Origin of the sequence: Sphingomonas sp. LHG3443-2 (genome assembly GCF_049896405.1) — a bacterium.
GTDB lineage: Bacteria > Pseudomonadota > Alphaproteobacteria > Sphingomonadales > Sphingomonadaceae > Sphingomicrobium.
The window spans coordinates 510,973-526,668 of sequence record NZ_JAFCUG010000001.1; the positions used below are offsets into that span (position 1 = coordinate 510,973).

The 15,696-nt window shown below is 67.4% G+C and carries 21 protein-coding genes; 6 read left to right on the forward strand and 15 right to left on the reverse strand.

The window, feature by feature from the left end; genetic code table 11:
* Positions 1-53: 53 nt before the first annotated feature.
* Genes thiL through ACP69Z_RS02535 form a run of 6 tightly spaced genes read right to left on the reverse strand, consistent with a single transcriptional unit; the run spans position 54 to position 4,107 of the window.
* Entirely contained in the window at positions 54-989 is a 936-nt protein-coding gene (thiL, locus tag ACP69Z_RS02510) for a thiamine-phosphate kinase (RefSeq protein ID WP_426268032.1), read from the reverse strand.
* Positions 986-1,453: a transcription antitermination factor NusB gene (gene nusB, locus ACP69Z_RS02515; protein WP_426265973.1), complete on the reverse strand. Its 468-nt coding sequence runs from the start codon at positions 1,451-1,453 to the stop codon at positions 986-988. The genes thiL and nusB overlap by 4 nt, the downstream gene beginning before the upstream one ends.
* Before the next feature lie 11 nt (positions 1,454-1,464).
* Positions 1,465-2,364 (reverse strand): alpha/beta fold hydrolase, encoded by a 900-nt coding sequence (locus tag ACP69Z_RS02520; RefSeq protein WP_426265974.1) that lies wholly within the window; start codon positions 2,362-2,364, stop codon positions 1,465-1,467.
* On the reverse strand, positions 2,361-2,960 hold the full coding sequence (locus ACP69Z_RS02525) for a hypothetical protein (RefSeq protein ID WP_426265975.1): 600 nt from the start codon (positions 2,958-2,960) through the stop codon (positions 2,361-2,363). The genes ACP69Z_RS02520 and ACP69Z_RS02525 overlap by 4 nt, the downstream gene beginning before the upstream one ends.
* Positions 2,957-3,859: a pirin family protein gene (locus tag ACP69Z_RS02530; protein WP_426265976.1), complete on the reverse strand. Its 903-nt coding sequence runs from the start codon at positions 3,857-3,859 to the stop codon at positions 2,957-2,959. The genes ACP69Z_RS02525 and ACP69Z_RS02530 overlap by 4 nt, the downstream gene beginning before the upstream one ends.
* Entirely contained in the window at positions 3,856-4,107 is a 252-nt protein-coding gene (locus ACP69Z_RS02535; RefSeq protein ID WP_426265977.1) for a BolA family protein, read from the reverse strand. The genes ACP69Z_RS02530 and ACP69Z_RS02535 overlap by 4 nt, the downstream gene beginning before the upstream one ends.
* Before the next feature lie 76 nt (positions 4,108-4,183).
* Between ACP69Z_RS02535 and ACP69Z_RS02540 the strand changes: the two genes are divergently transcribed.
* Entirely contained in the window at positions 4,184-4,768 is a 585-nt protein-coding gene (locus ACP69Z_RS02540; RefSeq protein ID WP_426265978.1) for a DnaJ domain-containing protein, read from the forward strand.
* 4 nt (positions 4,769-4,772) lie between these two features.
* Here ACP69Z_RS02540 and ACP69Z_RS02545 read toward each other — a convergent pair whose 3' ends face one another.
* From ACP69Z_RS02545 to ACP69Z_RS02580, 8 genes are read right to left on the reverse strand one after another with little or no spacing between them, the layout of a single operon-like run.
* Positions 4,773-5,525 (reverse strand): SIMPL domain-containing protein, encoded by a 753-nt coding sequence (locus ACP69Z_RS02545; protein WP_426265979.1) that lies wholly within the window; start codon positions 5,523-5,525, stop codon positions 4,773-4,775.
* Between the two features lie 23 nt (positions 5,526-5,548).
* The gene (locus ACP69Z_RS02550) at positions 5,549-6,253 is read right to left on the reverse strand and encodes a glutathione S-transferase family protein (protein WP_426265980.1); all 705 of its coding nucleotides are present in this window, start codon (positions 6,251-6,253) and stop codon (positions 5,549-5,551) included.
* Complete coding sequence (locus tag ACP69Z_RS02555) at positions 6,250-6,972, reverse strand: dihydrofolate reductase family protein (RefSeq protein ID WP_426265981.1); 723 nt, start codon at positions 6,970-6,972, stop codon at positions 6,250-6,252. The genes ACP69Z_RS02550 and ACP69Z_RS02555 overlap by 4 nt, the downstream gene beginning before the upstream one ends.
* Positions 6,965-7,456 carry a VOC family protein gene (locus tag ACP69Z_RS02560; protein WP_426265982.1) on the reverse strand — a complete coding sequence of 164 codons (492 nt, stop codon included), beginning with the start codon at positions 7,454-7,456 and terminating at the stop codon, positions 6,965-6,967. Before ACP69Z_RS02560 ends, ACP69Z_RS02555 begins: the two co-directional genes overlap by 8 nt.
* 11 nt (positions 7,457-7,467) lie before the next feature.
* Positions 7,468-8,262 carry a VOC family protein gene (locus ACP69Z_RS02565; protein ID WP_426265983.1) on the reverse strand — a complete coding sequence of 265 codons (795 nt, stop codon included), beginning with the start codon at positions 8,260-8,262 and terminating at the stop codon, positions 7,468-7,470.
* Between the two features lie 3 nt (positions 8,263-8,265).
* The gene (locus tag ACP69Z_RS02570) at positions 8,266-8,985 is read right to left on the reverse strand and encodes a DUF1428 domain-containing protein (protein WP_426265984.1); all 720 of its coding nucleotides are present in this window, start codon (positions 8,983-8,985) and stop codon (positions 8,266-8,268) included.
* Between the two features lie 19 nt (positions 8,986-9,004).
* Positions 9,005-9,706, reverse strand: a complete 702-nt coding sequence (locus tag ACP69Z_RS02575; protein ID WP_426265985.1) for a glutathione S-transferase family protein — start codon at positions 9,704-9,706, stop codon at positions 9,005-9,007.
* A gap of 1 nt (position 9,707) precedes the next feature.
* Positions 9,708-10,154, reverse strand: coding sequence for a VOC family protein (locus tag ACP69Z_RS02580; protein ID WP_426265986.1), 447 nt, complete (start codon positions 10,152-10,154; stop codon positions 9,708-9,710).
* Positions 10,155-10,215: 61 nt separating this feature from the next.
* Here ACP69Z_RS02580 and ACP69Z_RS02585 point away from each other — a divergent pair, with 61 nt between their 5' ends.
* The 4 genes from ACP69Z_RS02585 to ACP69Z_RS02600 all read left to right on the forward strand — a co-directional run bounded on the left by ACP69Z_RS02585 (position 10,216) and on the right by ACP69Z_RS02600 (position 14,845).
* Positions 10,216-10,908 carry a winged helix-turn-helix transcriptional regulator gene (locus ACP69Z_RS02585; protein ID WP_426265987.1) on the forward strand — a complete coding sequence of 231 codons (693 nt, stop codon included), beginning with the start codon at positions 10,216-10,218 and terminating at the stop codon, positions 10,906-10,908.
* Positions 10,909-10,917: 9 nt separating this feature from the next.
* Positions 10,918-11,922, forward strand: a complete 1,005-nt coding sequence (gene cobS / locus ACP69Z_RS02590; protein WP_426265988.1) for a cobaltochelatase subunit CobS — start codon at positions 10,918-10,920, stop codon at positions 11,920-11,922.
* The gene (gene cobT / locus ACP69Z_RS02595) at positions 11,923-13,743 is read left to right on the forward strand and encodes a cobaltochelatase subunit CobT (RefSeq protein ID WP_426265989.1); all 1,821 of its coding nucleotides are present in this window, start codon (positions 11,923-11,925) and stop codon (positions 13,741-13,743) included. It begins immediately after the preceding gene.
* 241 nt (positions 13,744-13,984) lie between these two features.
* Positions 13,985-14,845, forward strand: coding sequence for an esterase-like activity of phytase family protein (locus tag ACP69Z_RS02600; RefSeq protein ID WP_426265990.1), 861 nt, complete (start codon positions 13,985-13,987; stop codon positions 14,843-14,845).
* A 49-nt stretch (positions 14,846-14,894) separates the two neighbouring features.
* Here the strand turns inward: ACP69Z_RS02600 and rpmB are convergent, their stop codons facing one another.
* Positions 14,895-15,185, reverse strand: coding sequence for a 50S ribosomal protein L28 (rpmB, locus tag ACP69Z_RS02605; RefSeq protein ID WP_426265991.1), 291 nt, complete (start codon positions 15,183-15,185; stop codon positions 14,895-14,897).
* A gap of 149 nt (positions 15,186-15,334) precedes the next feature.
* Here rpmB and ACP69Z_RS02610 point away from each other — a divergent pair, with 149 nt between their 5' ends.
* Entirely contained in the window at positions 15,335-15,667 is a 333-nt protein-coding gene (locus tag ACP69Z_RS02610) for a hypothetical protein (RefSeq protein ID WP_426265992.1), read from the forward strand.
* Positions 15,668-15,696: the final 29 nt, after the last annotated feature.

Below are 15,696 nucleotides of genomic sequence, written 5' to 3' on the forward strand. Positions count from 1 at the left end.
CGGTAAGCCCGCCGCTGATCAGGCCCACCAGCGCAATGGCGAAGCGGCGGATGTCAGGGTGCGTGATGCTCATAACCAAGGCGCTCCGGCAACGGGACTGGCCCGAGGTCGTCGGCGAGCGCGAAGGCCCCGTCCTTCGTCAACTCGCCGACACAGGCGATATTGACCGAGGTTCCTTTCAGGATCGTTAAAGCATTGAGCGCCGGCGGAAGTGCGGCGAGAAGCGCGTAGTCGTCGCCTCCGGTCGCGGCGAACATCCGCGCCGCGCGGTGCTGCCCGCGTTCGGCGATGAAGGCGGGCGATAACCGCAGAGCCGAGAGGTCGATGCGGAGGCCGCAGCCGCTGGCGGTGGCAAGGCGGCGGGCGTCCAGGAGCAGGCCGTCCGACACGTCCATCATGGCCGTGGCGTGCGGCGCAATGAGTGCGCCAATCGCCAGCAAAGGGATCGGCCGCCGGTAGGTATCGACCAGCAATCCGGTCGCCTCGGGATCGTCGGCCAGCAACGAGAGGCCTGCCGCGCTGTCGCCGATCGGCCCGACCAGCCACAGCCGGTCACCGGCGCGCCCGCCGGTGCGGCTCGGCACCGTGGCACCAGCCTTGCCGATCACGGTGAGGCCGAGCACGCGCGGCGCGCCGGACGGCAACGCCACCGTGTCGCCGCCGAGCAGGGGCAGGCCGAATTGCTCGAAGATCTGCTCGAGCCCGGAAAGGAAGCGATCTTCCCACAGGTCATCGCCGCGCAGGGTCAGCGACAGCAGCGCACCGGCCGGCACCGCTCCCTTGGCCGCAAGATCAGACAGGTTCACCGCGCCGAGCTTCCACCCGACGCTCTCGGGCGGATCGGTCGGCAGGTAGTGAACGCCCTCGACGATGGTATCGTGGGTGAGGACGAGATCGCCGAACACCGCGACATCGTCGGCAAGGCCGCGGGCAGCGGGGTGTGTCGCCAGATCCCGCAGGCGGGCGAGGATTCCAGCTTCGCTGGTCAGGCCCGCACGTCCCCGGCGACCTTGTCGAGCAGGCCGTTCACGAACTTCACGTCCTTGTCGCCGAAGAAGGCATGGGCGATGTCGAGATATTCGTCGATCACCGTGCCGACGGTGACGTCGGGACGGGCCAGCAGCTCGTAGGTCCCGGCGCGCAGGATCGCGCGCATGGAGCGATCGAGACGGTCGAGCTTCCACCCTTCGGCGAGGCGGGCGGTGACCTTGTCGTCGATCTCCTCGCGGCGGGCGGTCACGCCGCGGACCACGTCGTCGAAGAAGTCTATCTCGGCATCGACCATGGTCACTTCGTCGATGGTCTCGCCAAAGCGGTGGTTGTGAAATTCGTTGAGGAGGAGCGGCGTCGGCGTCCCCTCCATCTCCTGCTGGTAAAGGGCCTGCACCGCGGCGAGGCGGGCGGCCGAACGGGCGCGGGAGCGCTTGGGGGCGGATTTCTTCGGGCCAGACATGAGGGCGGCGCCTATGAACCTTCCGCCCGCTCAAGGAAAGAGCGCAAGGGGCCGGCGACGGCCTCCGGCTTCTCCCAGGGCAGGAAATGCCCGGCATCGGGCACGCGCACGAGAGTGAGGTCGTCGACCAGCGTGTCCAGGCCGTCGAGCTGGAGCGGCAGCAGCGCCTTGTCCTTCATGCCCCAGACCACCAGCGTCGGCACCTTCACGGCTTGAAAGGCGCGCAGCAGGAAGTCGGGCAGCGGCACGGTCACGCCCGGTGGTGGGACCATTACGGCCGCGCCGCGATACCAGTTGAGCATGGCGGCGAAGACACCGGGCTGGCTCCACTCGGCGATATACTCGGCCTTTTCCTCGGGGCTGATCGAGGCGAGATCGACATGGCCCTCGAAGCTCTTGTCAAAAAAGGCGTCCCAGCCGATCCGCTCGGGAAACTGCTCGAACCCGGGGGCGCGAAAGGCGGTGATATATTGCGAGGCGGCGCGCTGGTCGGCGTCCTCGATCAGGCTCTTCTGGAAGATCACCGGATGCGGTGCGTTGACGATAACCAGCCGCTTCAGGCGTGGGTGGTTCCTGAGCGCGGCGGCCCAGCTGACCGCGCCGCCCCAGTCGTGGCCGACCAGTGTGAAGTCGTCGAGGCCGAGCCGGTCGACCAGCGCGAACAGGTCGGCGACGATCCGGTCGGTCGCATAATCCTTGGGGTCCTGCGGCGCGTCCGACCCGGCGAACCCGCGCTGGTCGGGCATGATCAGGCGGTAGCGATCCTCAAGCAGCGGAACGAGCCCGCGCCAGGTGCGGTGCGATTCGGGAAAGCCGTGGAGGAGGACGAGCGGCGGCCCGTCCGCCGGCCCGGCCTCGCCGACATTCAGCGTGATTCCGGTCGAGAGCGCATGGCGCGTGAAGCGGGTCATGCGGCGGTGATCACCTGCGCCGCCGGGCCACATTGGCGGCGGAAATCGGTCGCCTTGGCAAGCACGGAGGCATTGGCCTGGCGGGCGAGGTCGATGGCGCGGTCCACCCCTTCGCGCGCAATCGGCGTCGTGCTCAGCAGCCGACCGCCGCGGGCGACCAGGCGGATCGCGACCGGGGTCCCGGCGAACCAGGCGGCTCCAAGCTCGCGGCCGCGGACTTCGATGACGGGCTGGAGCCGGCCTGCCGCCCAGCCGCTCTTGGCGACCGGTCGGCCAGCAATGAGGAGCTGAAGCTGCGCGGCCTCGGCTGCCGGATCGATGCGCGCCACGCTGAAGCTGTAGCGACCACGGGCGACCTCGGGCAGACCCGGCGTGTTCCACTCGGCGCTCATCATCACTGTCGGCGGGCCGGCGAAACTCGTCTGGAAGCTGGTGCGGGTTTCGCGAAGCTGGCCCCGGGGGGCAATCTCACGAGTGCTGATGGCGCGGGTCGGGCCGCTCCTAACCTCGGCCGAGCAGGCATAGATGTCCCGCTTCGGCTGGGCGACTGCTGGAGCGGCGCCGAGCAGAAGCGCAAGGGCTAGCAGCGCCCTCACGGGTAGCTCACGGTCAGCGGCACTTCGGGAATCGGGATCCATTCGTGATCGTCGCTCGGGGGAAGCGCGAACTCGCCCGCTTTCCACGCGCGCTTGGCTTCCTGGATACGGTCGCGGCGGGAGGAGACGAAGTTCCACCAGACGTGGCGCTCGCCGTCCATCGGGGCGCCGCCGCAGATCATCAGCCGTGCGCCGGTCGTCGACCGCAGCACCGGGCGGGTGCCGGGACGAAGCAGGACGAGGTGCATCCGGTCGACGTTCTCGCCATCCACCGCAAGGTCGCCCTCGAGAAGATAGATCGCCCGCTCGTCGGCCTCGCGCTCGAGCTCGATGCTCGCGCCGGGCGTCAGCCTCAGCGCGGCGTAGAGGGTCGGGTGATGCTGGGTCACGGGCGAGCGCGCGCCGAACGCCTCGCCCATGATGAGGTGCAGGCGTTTGCCCTCGCCCTCGATCAGCGGCATCCGGTCGACCGGCGTATGCTCGAAGGCGGGGTCGACCTCCTCTTTGTCCTGCGGCAGCGCCAGCCAGGTCTGGATGCCGTCGAGCATCGGGCCGTGCGCCCGCTCGTCGCTCGGCGAGCGCTCCGAATGGCTGATGCCCTTGCCGGCCGTCATCAGGTTGACCGCGCCCGGCTCGATCCGCTGCACCGAGCCGACGCTGTCGCGGTGGTCGAGGGCGCCCTTGAACAGGTAGGTGACGGTGGCGAGGTTGATGTGGGGGTGCGAGCGGACGTCGATCCCCTCGTCCACGCCGAGCCGGGCCGGGCCCATCTGGTCGAAGAAGATGAACGGGCCGACCATGGTCCGCTGCTTATGCGGCAGGGTGCGGTGGACCTTGAACCCGCCGAGGTCATGGCTGACCGGCGCCAGACTCATCAGGATGGTGCTGTCGTTGTTCATTCGCCGGGAGCCCTCGTTTCCATCGCCAGCGCGTGGACCTGGTGGTGCATGAGATCGCCGAGCGCCTTGTAAACCAGCCGCTGGCGCGCGACGCGGCTGAGGCCGGCAAAGGCTGCGCTCTCCATTCTCAGGAAGAAATGCGATTCCCCGCCTTCGCCGCGATAGCCGCCGTGACCGCGATGCTGTTCGCTGTCGTCGCGCAGCTCCATTCGCGTCGGAGCGAGTGATTTCTGAAGACGATCAGTCATTTCGCGGGCCACCGGACCCATGTCAGAGACGTTCATCGCTCCTATATAACGAGGCTGACACGACAAGACAGGTTTGATGGCTTCCCGTTCTCCCAAGTTCCATGGCCGGGTCGAAGGCGCGGCCGCGCATTGCGCGGTGCCGGGCTGTTCCGAACCGGGCGAATTCCGCGCGCCGCTGACCGCACCGACCTTTGACGGGCCGGGCGCGTGGCAATGGCTGTGCCTGGAGCACGTTCGCGAGCACAACGCGCGCTACAACTACTTTTCGGGCATGAGCCCGGAGGAGATCGAGGCAGCGCAGTCGCCGATTGCCGGGTGGGAGCGGTCGTCACGCGCGTTCGCCTCGGCGGGCGGCGCCGATTCTGCGCCGCCGTGGAGCGATTTCAGCGATCCGCTGGAGGCGATCCGAGGTCGGTTCGGCCGCGGGCGAACGGGTGCGGCGCCCGCCGCGCAAAGGCGCTTTTCGGGCGCCGAGCAGGCGGCACTGGGCGTTCTGGGCCTCGGCAGCGACGCCGACCTACCGGCGGTGCGAAAGGCTTATTCGGTGCTGGTCCGGCGCTATCACCCCGATCGCAATGGCGGCGACCGGACGCACGAGGCGAAGCTGCGCGGGGTGATCGACGCCTGGCAGACGCTGAAGGCTGCGGCAGCGTTCGCCTGAGCCCTCAGGCAGGCTTCAGCGCGAAATCGATCCGGACGCGGACTTCGGTTCGGTTGACGCCGGGGTTGAAGGGCGCGCCGGGTGGCGGCGGCGGGGCGGCCTGTTCGGTCCGAGCCACGCTTTGCGGGCTGACCAGCGGCGGCGGCGCGGCGGCATCCATGGTGACGTAGCCGGCGCTGGGCGCCCCATATTCGCCGCCGTCGACAATGTTCACCGTGCGGACGATCTTGAGTCCCGCCGCTTCGGCGTAGGCTTCCGCACGGCTGCGTGCGGCCTTGTAGGCGTTGGCATAGGCTGAGCGGTTGGCCGCTTCGCGGTCCGAGACGCGAAGGTCGGGGCCGCCGACGACGTTGGCGCCGGCTTCGGTCACCTCCGTCACCGCTTCGCCGACGCGGCCGACGTCGGTCATCCGCACCTCGACGATGTTGGAGGCGCGGAATTGCCCGCGCTCCTTCCCATAGTCGATCCGTTGCAACGACAGGTTGCGGGTCTGGAGATCGTCGGCCTTGACCCCGAGCGCGGTCAGCGCGGCGGTGACCCGGGCCATCTTCTCGCGGTTGAGGCGGCTTGCTTCGGCCGCGTTGGCGCCCTGGCTGGTGACGCCGAGCTGCATCCGCGCTTCGTTGGGCCGTGCTTCGGCCCGGCCGGTGGCGGAAATGGTGAGAAAGGTCTCGCCTTTCTCGACCCCGCGCGGATCGGGGTTGGCCGGGGCGCAGGCGGCGGCAAGCAGCGGAAGGGCAAGGGCAAGGTGACGCATGGCGCAAGCTCCTGAGAACCTCGTCATGATACGTTGTTACATGCGGTCGTCAATCGCGATCGGGCGCGCCCAGCGGGAAGAAAGGGCGATAGGGCCGTGCGTCCTCGATGCAGCGGCGAACCGGGGGCAGGTCGTTGAGTTCGGCCCGGAGTGAGCGGAGGCGCGGGCAGTCGGCAGGTATTTCCTCGATCCAGTCGGCATAGAAAAGCGAGGGCGCGGCGGCGCAGGTGACGAGCGAGACGTGTGGCGGGAGCCGGTTCGCGCCGAGCCACTCCTCCCACCCAGGCGTAGGCCTTGCGGAGCTTGGTCTTGCCTCCGGCGACCTCGGCCTCGACCGGCTGCTCGCGCAGGCCAAGCTCGGGATGGTCGCGATCGATGAAGTGGGCGGACACCACCCGCTGCATGTTGCCCATGATGTAATGGTCGAACACGCGGTCGATCATCCGGGCCCGCGCCGCTTCGGCCGGGTCGGCGGGGATGAGTGGGGCCGGGCCAGGGTGATGGACGGCAAGATGCTCGACGATCGAGGTTGCCTCGACCACCACCGTGCCATCGTCTACCAACACCGGAATGTGGCCGCCGGGATGATGCTTGCCGGGGAATTGCTCGCCCAATGGGCGGTCGCCGGCCATCATCACGAATTCGAACGGCGTGTCGTTGGCGTAGAGCGGGATCAGCGCTTTCCAGCAGTAGCTGCTGAACGGGTGGCCGTGGAGCTGGAGGGTCACCAGCGGCCCTCCGCCATCGCCTTTTGCCGTGCTTCCTCGCGGCTGCTGGACGATTGCGGACCGGCCCAGCCATGCTCGAGGGTGCCGGCGGGCTCGTAGGTGGCGATTACGGCGCCGGTGCGGGTGACCTTGGTCTCGACGACCCGCAGCTTTTCGGCCGGGGTGTCCTCGCCGAACCAGCGCTTGCCGCGGCCGAGCACGACCGGGAAGGTCATAACGGTGAGGCTGTCGAGGAGCCCGGCGGCGAGCAGCGCAGGGTAGAGCGTACTGCTGCCCTGGATGACGAGATCTGGGCCATTGCCCTCCTTGAGCGTGCGCAGTTCGTCCATCGAGCCGACGCGGTGGCTGTTCGACCAGCCGAGATCGGGATGGCCGCGGGTCACGACATATTTGGCGGCGCGGGTGAAGTCCTCGCCCATCTGGACCGCGGCGGCTTCGCCTTCGTCCTTGCCGGTCTTGTCGAACACCTCGCCAATGCCGGTCGCTTCGCCACCGACATAGGGCCAATAAGCGGCGAAGATGTCGTAGGTACGCCGGCCGAGCAGCAGGTCGTAGGACGGGCCGAACACCTTATCGATCGCGGCACCGACATCCTCGTCGAAGAATTGCGGAAGCCAGCCGCCGTGCTGAAACCCGCCCGTCGGGTCTTCGCTCGGACCGCCGGGGGCCTGGACCACCCCGTCCAACGAGGCGAACAGGCTGCCGCGGATCTTACGCATCGGCCGTGGCTCCCGCCGCCGCACGCTCGATGGCGGCGACGTCGATCTTCTTCATGGTCATCATCGCTTCGAACGAGCGCTTCGCGCGGTCACCGCCCGCGCTCAGGCAATCGAGCAGGATCTTGGGGGTGATCTGCCACGAAAAGCCCCACTTGTCCTTGCACCAGCCGCATTCGCTTTCCTGGCCGCCATTGCCGACGATGGCGTTCCAGTAGCGGTCGGTCTCGGCCTGATCTTCGGTCACGACCATGAAGCTGACCGCCTCGTTGGGCGTGAAATTGGGACCGCCGTTAAGCCCGGAGAAGGCACGGCCGAGGACAGTGAAGTCGACCGTGATCTCGTTGCCGGCATGCCCATCGGGATAATCGGATGGCGCCTTGGCGGCGGTGCCGACGTGGCTGTCGGGAAAGGTCGCGGCGTAGAAATCGGCGGCTTCGCGGGCTTGGCCGTGGTCGAACCACAGCACGGTGGTGAGCTTTTCCATGGTTGCCTCTCCTAAGCCTTGCGCGGGCCGACGAGGCCGAAGCTCGCGCCTTGGGGATCGACGCCGATCAACGAATATTCGCCGCCGGGGATCTGGTGCGGGCCCATCAGCACCTGCCCGCCGCCCGCGCGCACGGCTTCGGCCGCGCGATCGATGTCGTCGACGCCGACATAGTACGACCATTGCGGCCGTGTGTTGGGCGGGATCAGGCCCATGATCGCGCCAATTCCGGTGCCGCCATCCTGGATGAAGGCATAATCGCCAAGGTCGCCCATCGGCATCGAGCCTTCCTGCTTCCACCCGAAGTGCCGGCCGTAGAAATCGGCTGCGCCCTTCGGGTTGGACGTGGTGAGCTCGTTCCAGCGAACGTGGTGCGGCTGATCGACCGAGAAGACGTCGCTCACCGCATCGGGCTGCCCCTCGGGCGGGGCCGGCCGCATGACGTAGAACGGCGCGCCGGCAGGATCGGTGATCATCGCGATCCGCCCGACACCGGGCATGTCGCTCGCCGGCATGTGGACCTGCCCGCCCTCGGCCGTGACCGCGGCAATCGTCGCATCGACATCGTCGCACGACACGTAGCCCAGCCACAAAGGCCGGCCGCCGTTCCTTGCCATGTCTTCGCTAAGGCGCATCACCCCGCCCGCGTTGCCGCCATCGCCGCGCCGGATCATCCGGTAATCGAGTGGGCCGGCCGGCTGCGGCTCGATGTCCCATCCGACCACCGCGTCGTAGAAGCGCTTGGCGGCGTCGGAATCGGGAGTGATGAGCTCATACCAGATGAAGCTGCCGTGCTGACCGGTCATGGCTCAGGTCGCCATCAGCGGCGTGAACCCGCCGAACATCATTCGCTTGCCATCCATGCCGCGGTCCTGCCCGTCGCCGGACAGGCGGTCGTCCTCCATGACCTTGGCCCAGGCGCTGTCACGGACGTCCTTGGACGGCCATTCGATCCAGCCGTAGCCGACCGCTTCGCCGTCCCGCAGCTGGGTGGCACGCTTGAAGTCGGTCTGCTTGCCATCGGGAACATCGTCGCCCCAGGCATCGACGACGCGGGTGGCGCCGTTTTCGAGGAACACCTGCGCGGCCTTCTTGCAGAAGGCGACATAAGCGTCCTTCTTGTCCGCGCTGGTGGGCACCACCACCCCGTCGAGATAGCCGAAGCGGCCGCCTGCCCCTTCCTCGTTGATGACCTCGAACCCGGCGTAGATCATCCGGCTGCCGTCGAACGGCATGTCCTTCGCCATGCTCTCCATGCGCGGGTCTTCCATCATCTTCTGGTTGGCGGCGTCGCGGGCAGCCTTGTCCGGATATTCGAACCAGCTGAAGAGAACGGTCTCGTCCTCCTTGGCCTGCACCGCGCCCCACAGGTCGTTGGTCTTGCCGCGCGGCACGTCGTCGCCCCAGGTCTCGACAAAGCGGGTCGCGCCTTTCTCCATGATCAGCTCAGCCGCCTCGCGGGCGTGAGCGAGATATTTGTCCTTGTTGGCGGTGGGCACCGCGGTCACGAAGCCTTCGACATAGGTCATGGGTTGTCTTCCTGGCTGATCAGTTGGCGCCGGCGCCGGCCTTGAGCTTGGCTTCCCACTCGGCAAAGCCCGGCGGCGGGCTGCCGGTGAAGCCCGCCATCTGCGCGTCGATGGCGCGGCGAAACGCAGGGCGATCGGTCCCGCGCTTCACATAGGCGACGAGGTTCGGGTGAGCGGTGAGCAGCGGATCGGTTTCGATGATCCGAAGCACCGCGATCATCATGAGATCGCCGGCCGAGAAGTCGCCGTTGAACCACTGCTGGTCGCCGAGACGCTTGGCGACATCCTTGAGGCGGCTGGCGATCCGCTCCTCGACCGCCGGGCGGCGCGGCTTCGACCACGGCTTGTCGGCTTCGAAGATGTCGACATAGGCAAGCTCACCAATCGGCGGCTCAACCGTGTTGAGGGCAGCGAACATCCATTCGATCGCTAACGCGCGGCCCGCCGCATCGTCGGGGAACAGCCCCGGCCACTGCGACGCGATGTGGTGGACGATGGCGCCGGATTCGAAGAGGGTCAGCCGGTCTTCTTCATAGGTCGGCACCTGCCCGAAGGGCTGGCGAGCCCGATGCTCCGGACCCTTCTGCTCGCCTTGCGAGAGGTATCGCACCTCATAGGGCTGACCGACCTCCTCCAGCGCCCAGCGGACGCGGAAGTCGCGGACCTGGCCCTTGGCGAAGTCGGGAACCCAGTCAAACGCGGTGATAGTGGGTGTCGCCACCTCAGGCCTCCACGGTCTCGGCCGGGTGGGCGCCCTGTTCGGCAAAGGTCGGGTCCATCCACATCGGCTCCCACTGGTGGCCGTCCGGATCCTCGAAGTCGCGGCCGTACATCGGTCCGCCGGGTTCCGCCTCGCTCTTGGGCGACTGGTCGATTTTGCCACCGTTGGCGGCCACCTTGTCGATGATCTGGTCGACTTCCTCACGGCTGTCGCACGACATGCAGAGGAGAACGCGACTTTCGCGATGGGTGTCACCGATCGGGCGGGTGGTGAAGGTGGAATAGAAGTCGTGGGTCAGCAGCATGACAGAAATCGTGTCGCTCAGAACCATCATGGCGCCCTGGTCGTTGCTGAACTTGGGCTCGTTCCTGAAGCCGATGGCCTCGTGAAAGGCCTTGGACCGGGCCAGGTCCGCGACCGGCAGGTTGATGAAGATCATGCGGGCCATCGGTTCCTCCTGGCGACTCGGTGCCATTGAAGGATGCTCCTGAAAGTATTACATTGCAACCGTGCAGTTAGAAAAACTAACCTCCAAGCGGTCGATTGAGCCGCGCCGCGGGTATGGCGATGCGTGCGGCACCGCGCATGGGCTGGAACTGGTCGGCGATCGCTGGGCACTGCTGGTGATGCGCGAATTGATGCTGGGCGCGCGTCGCTTCTCGGACCTGCGGCGCGATCTGCCGGGAATCAGCGCCAATGTGTTGAAGCAGCGGCTCGACGAGCTCGAGGGGCGCGGCCTTCTGCGCAAGATCCGCCTGCCCCCGCCCGCGGCGCGCGACGCGTACGAGGCGACCGAATGGGGGCTGGAGATCGAGCCGGTGCTTCAGACTCTCGGCCGCTTCGCCGCGCGGAGCCCAGGTCATGACGCGACGCTACCGCTGAGCCCCGTGTCCTTGATGATCAGCTTTCGCACGATGATCGACCCCGCCAAGGCCGAGGGTTTTGCCGGCCGAATCGGTGTGCTGAACGGCGAGGACAGCTTTGTCGTCACGGTGAGGGACCGGACGCTGGAGGTCGAACGGCGCCCGCTGGTCGGGGTTGATGCAACGATCGCCGGATCGCCCGAACAGATCGCCGCCGTGGTCTATGGCGGAGCCCCTGCCGAAGGTCTCGCTTTCGGTGGAGACGAAGCGCTCGCAAGGCGTTTCCTCACCCTCTTCACCCTGCCCCCCAAGGTTGAGACCGCGCGGGGCGCCAGCTAAGGGCCCTTCATGGCCGACATGTCGAACGAAAATCAGATGCCCAGCGGGAACACGCTGATGAGCGCGCCCGACAAGATGCTGAAGGTGCGCGACGCCTTCGGCATTGATAGCGACATGGAGGTTCCGGCCTTCTCCGAAGCGGACGAGCGGGTGCCCGACCTCGACCCCGCCTATGTGTTCGATCCGGACACGACGCTCGCGATCTGCGCCGGCTTCGCGCGCAACCGCCGGGTGATGGTCCAGGGCTATCACGGCACCGGCAAATCGACTCATATCGAGCAGGTGGCAGCCCGGCTGAAGTGGCCGTGCATTCGCATCAACCTCGACGCGCATATCAGCCGCATCGATCTCATCGGGCGGGACGCCATTGTGCTGCGCGGCGGCCAACAGGTGACCGAGTTCCGCGAAGGCTTGCTACCGTGGGCGCTGCAGCATCCGGTGGCACTGGTGTTCGACGAATATGATGCGGGCCGTCCGGACGTGATGTTCGTGATCCAGCGCGTGCTGGAGGTGGAGGGCAAGCTCACCTTGCTCGACCAGAACCGCGTAATCCGCCCCAATCCCAATTTCCGCATGTTCGCGACGACCAACACCATCGGTCTTGGCGACACCACCGGCCTCTATCACGGGACGCAGGCACTCAATCAGGGTCAGCTCGACCGCTGGAACATCGTCACCACGCTGAACTACCTGCCCGCCGCAACCGAGGCGCAGATCGTGCTCGCCAAGTCGGGCGAATATGACAAGCCTGACGGCCGCAAGACCGTTGAGCAGATGGTCAAGGTCGCCGACCTCACCCGCCAGGCGTTCATCAACGGCGACATTTCCACCGTGATGAGCCCCCGCACCGTGATCAGCTGGGCGCAGAACGCGCTGATCTTCGGCGACGTCGGCTTCGCCTTCCGCGTGTCGTTCCTCAACAAGTGCGACGAAAGCGAGCGCGGGCTGATCGCGGAAATGTACCAGCGCGTGTTCGGCAAGGACCTGCCGGAGAGCGTGGCCGGAAAGGCCTGAGTGGCCGAAACAACGCCTCTCGACCGCTTCCGCACCGTGCTGGCCGGCACGGCGCGGGCGATCGCGCGCGATCCCGAGGTGGAAGTCGCCTTCGCTTCCGAAAGCGGGGCGCAGGGCGGCCGGGTGGCCCGGGTGGTCTCGCCGGGGCTGGGGCTCGCGCCCAAGCTGGTCGCCGAAGCGCGCGGCGCGGCGGATGCGGTGGCGCTGCGGCTGCGGCACCATGATCCCAAGCTGCACGGCAGCAACGCGCCCGCCGACGTCGAGGCGCGCGCGGTGTTCGACGCGCTGGAAGGCGCCCGCGTGGAAGCGCTCGGCAGCCGGGCGATGGCGGGGGTGCGCGACAATCTGGCGGAACTCGCCGAAGCACGGGTGCGGAGCGACGCGATCACCCGCGCCCGCACCGCCGAGGAAGTGCCGCTGGCGACCGCGCTTGGGCTGCTGGCGCGCGAACGGCTGACCGGAGCGCCGCCGCCAAGCTCGGCGGACCGCGGGCTCGACCTCGTCCGCGAATGGATCGAGGACAAGGCCGGGAGCGACCTCGACGCGCTGGCGATGGCGCTCGACGACCAGAACGCCTTCGCCGCGCTCGCCCGCAAGCTGCTCGAAGACCTCGACTTCGCTTCAGCCGAGGACAAGCCCGAGGACGACCCCGACGAAGGCGGCGACGATGAAGCCGGTGAGGACCAGGGCGAGGACGAGGACGACGACGAAGATCAGGACGCCGGCGCGCAGGGCGGCGAGATGGAGCAGCGCGCCGAGCAGGAGCAGTCGGACGAGCAGGACGAGGATACGCAAGAACAGGACAGCGACGACGAGGATGCCGAGCCGGGGCAGGAAGGCGACAGCAATGTCGCGGCGCGGCCGAACCGCCGCCCCAACGAGCCCGAGCTGGCTGGCGACTATCGCCCGTTCACGACGCGCTTCGACGAAGTGGTGGAGGCTTCGGACCTGACCGATGAGGAAGAGCTAAACCGGCTTCGCGCCTATCTCGACACACAGATGGGCGCGCTCAGCGGTGTGGTGACCCGGCTCGCCAACCGCCTGCAGCGGCGGCTGATGGCGCAGCAGGCGCGCTCGTGGGACTTCGACCAGGAAGAAGGGCTGCTCGACGCCGCCCGGCTGGCGCGGGTGATCGTCTCGCCGGGGCATTCGCTCTCCTACAAGATCGAGCGCGAGACCGAGTTCAAGGACACCATCGTCAGCCTGCTGATCGACAACAGCGGGTCGATGCGCGGGCGGCCAATCTCGATCGCGGCCATCTGCGCCGATATCCTCGCCCGAACGCTGGAACGCTGCGGCGTCGCGACCGAGGTGCTCGGCTTCACCACCCGCGCCTGGAAGGGCGGGCAGAGCCGAGAGCATTGGCTGACCGAAGGCCGCCCTCCGGCGCCCGGCCGCCTCAACGACCTTCGCCATATCGTCTACAAACGCGCAGACGAGCCTTATCGCCACGCCCGCAAGAACCTCGGGCTGATGATGCGCGAAGGGCTGCTCAAGGAGAATATCGACGGCGAGGCACTGCTGTGGGCGCACGGCCGCCTGCTGGCGCGGCCGGAGGAGCGGCGCATCCTGATGGTGATCAGCGACGGCGCGCCGGTCGACGATTCGACCGCCAGCGCCAATGGCGGCGCTTACCTCGAGAAGCATCTGCGGCAGGTGATCGGCTGGATCGAGAGCCGCTCGCCGGTTGAATTGGCGGCGATCGGGATCGGCCACGATGTCACGCGCTATTATGGCCGCGCAGTGACGATCATGGATGCGGAGCAGCTTGGCGGCGCGCTGGTGGAGCAGCTCGCCGGGCTGTTCGATCTCAATAAGTGAAGGCCCCGGGACGGGCCCGACGGCGATACGCAACCGACCGTCGGGCCCTCCCTCGATACGCTACGCGAGGGACAGGGGCGGAGGGGCCGACAGGGGGAAAAGCCCATCCGTTGAACTCCATATGCGCGATTCACGGTTGAACATGCCTGAATGGCGCTTGCAGCGATTGTTCAGCAAGCTGTTGATCGCGGGGGCTTTTTTGCTCGTTGGCAGCGACAGCCGGACGGAGTGGCCGGACCGAGTGCCACAGCCGGAGCGGGTCGCGCGGCTGACCCTTGAGCCCCTTGAGTTACGCGGCGAAGCGGGCGGTCAGGTCACCATCACCGACGCCTGGACCCTGACTGCCGATGACGTGCGCGTCATGGGTCTGTCGGCGCTCGCGGTGCTGCCGGACCGTCGTTTGCAGGCACTGAGTGATAGCGGGGCGCTGGTGACCTTTGCGCGGCCGGGTAGCGGCGCTTCACCCGCGGCGGTGAGCGATCTGCCGGACGGGCCGGGCTATCCCACCTTCAAGAAATACCGCGATTCGGAAGCAATGATCGTCGACCCTGATGGACGAGGTCGACTGGTAGCCTTCGAAAGCCGGCACAGCCTGTGGCGCTTCAACAGTAACGCCGGCGCCAAGCGGCTGCCCGTAGTCCTGCCGTCTGCCCGCTGGAGCCGGAACAAGGGCATTGAGGCGATGGTCGAGGAGCGGAGCGGCGGTGCGTTGCTGCTGCTCCACGAGGGGGGACGGTTCGCCCTGCGCGTGGGCGACTCGTCAAGGCCCGAGCAAGTGCCACTTGCTGGCGCCACCGGGGGGATCGCCGATGCGGTGCGGCTGCCGAATGGGCGAATCGTCGTTGCGGTGCGGGAGATCGGTCTCCTTGGCCTGACCAACAAACTCGCGTGGCTGGAGCGATTGGGGCGCGGCTATCGCCTGCGCAACTTTGCGACGCTGCCGCTGGGGCCGTTCGACAATGTGGAGGGACTTGCTGCCGAGCGGGAACCGGATGGCCGCACCATCCTGTGGGCGGTCACCGATAATGATGGCTGGCGGCGGACCTTGCTGCTGCGGATGACGCTGGACACAACAAAGGCCCCGGCAAGAGCCGGAGCCTAGTTGATCTCAGGAAGCAGCGGTCGGCCAGGTCAGCGCCCGGCCGCCAGGCTCAGGCCGCGGCCTTGGCCTTCTTGGCGAGCTCGCGCTTCAGCTTGCGCGCATCCGGGCCGAGCTTGTCTTCGCTGGTCTTGGTCAGCCAGTTGTCGAGGCCGCCGACATGCTCCACCGAACGCAGACCGTGGGTCGAGACGCGCAGCTTGACGCTCTTGCCGAGCTCGTCGCTGATCAGCGTCACGTTCTGCAGGTTCGGCAGAAACGTCCGCTTGGTCTTGTTGTTCGCGTGGGAAACATTGTTGCCCACCTGCCGGCCCTTGCCGGTCAGCTCGCACACGCGCGCCATTGGATCTATCCCGTGATTGGTCGAGGGTGCTCCCGTATGGAAGCTCCCGGAAAGCGCTGCCCCCTAACGGCTTGGTCCCGACCAGTCAACCGCAACCCCGCCCCATCCCGTGCGTTGCTGAGGCGAAACGAACAGGGAGTTTTCTCGCGATGCGCGCCGTCATCCTTATCCTTATCCTGCTGATCGTGGGCGCAATTGCGCTGGTCGCGACGGGCTTCGTCAATGTCAATCAGACCCAGCCTGCGCAGGCCCCGGGGGTCGCGGTCGGCAGTGACGGTGTCGTTGTGAAGGGCGGCCAGAAGCCCGAGTTCGAGGTGCAGACCGGGCGGATCGAGGTCGGCAGCGGCAAGGCGACCATTCCCGTGCCCGAGATTCGCGTGGCGCCCGGTGGCAACGGCAATGCGTCGCAGCAGCCGCAGCCGCAGACCCAGCCGGTGCAGAACAGCCAGCAGCCCGCCACCACCGACTCGACGCAGCAGTAAGAGGCGCGGTAGCGGGGGCGGATGGGCTT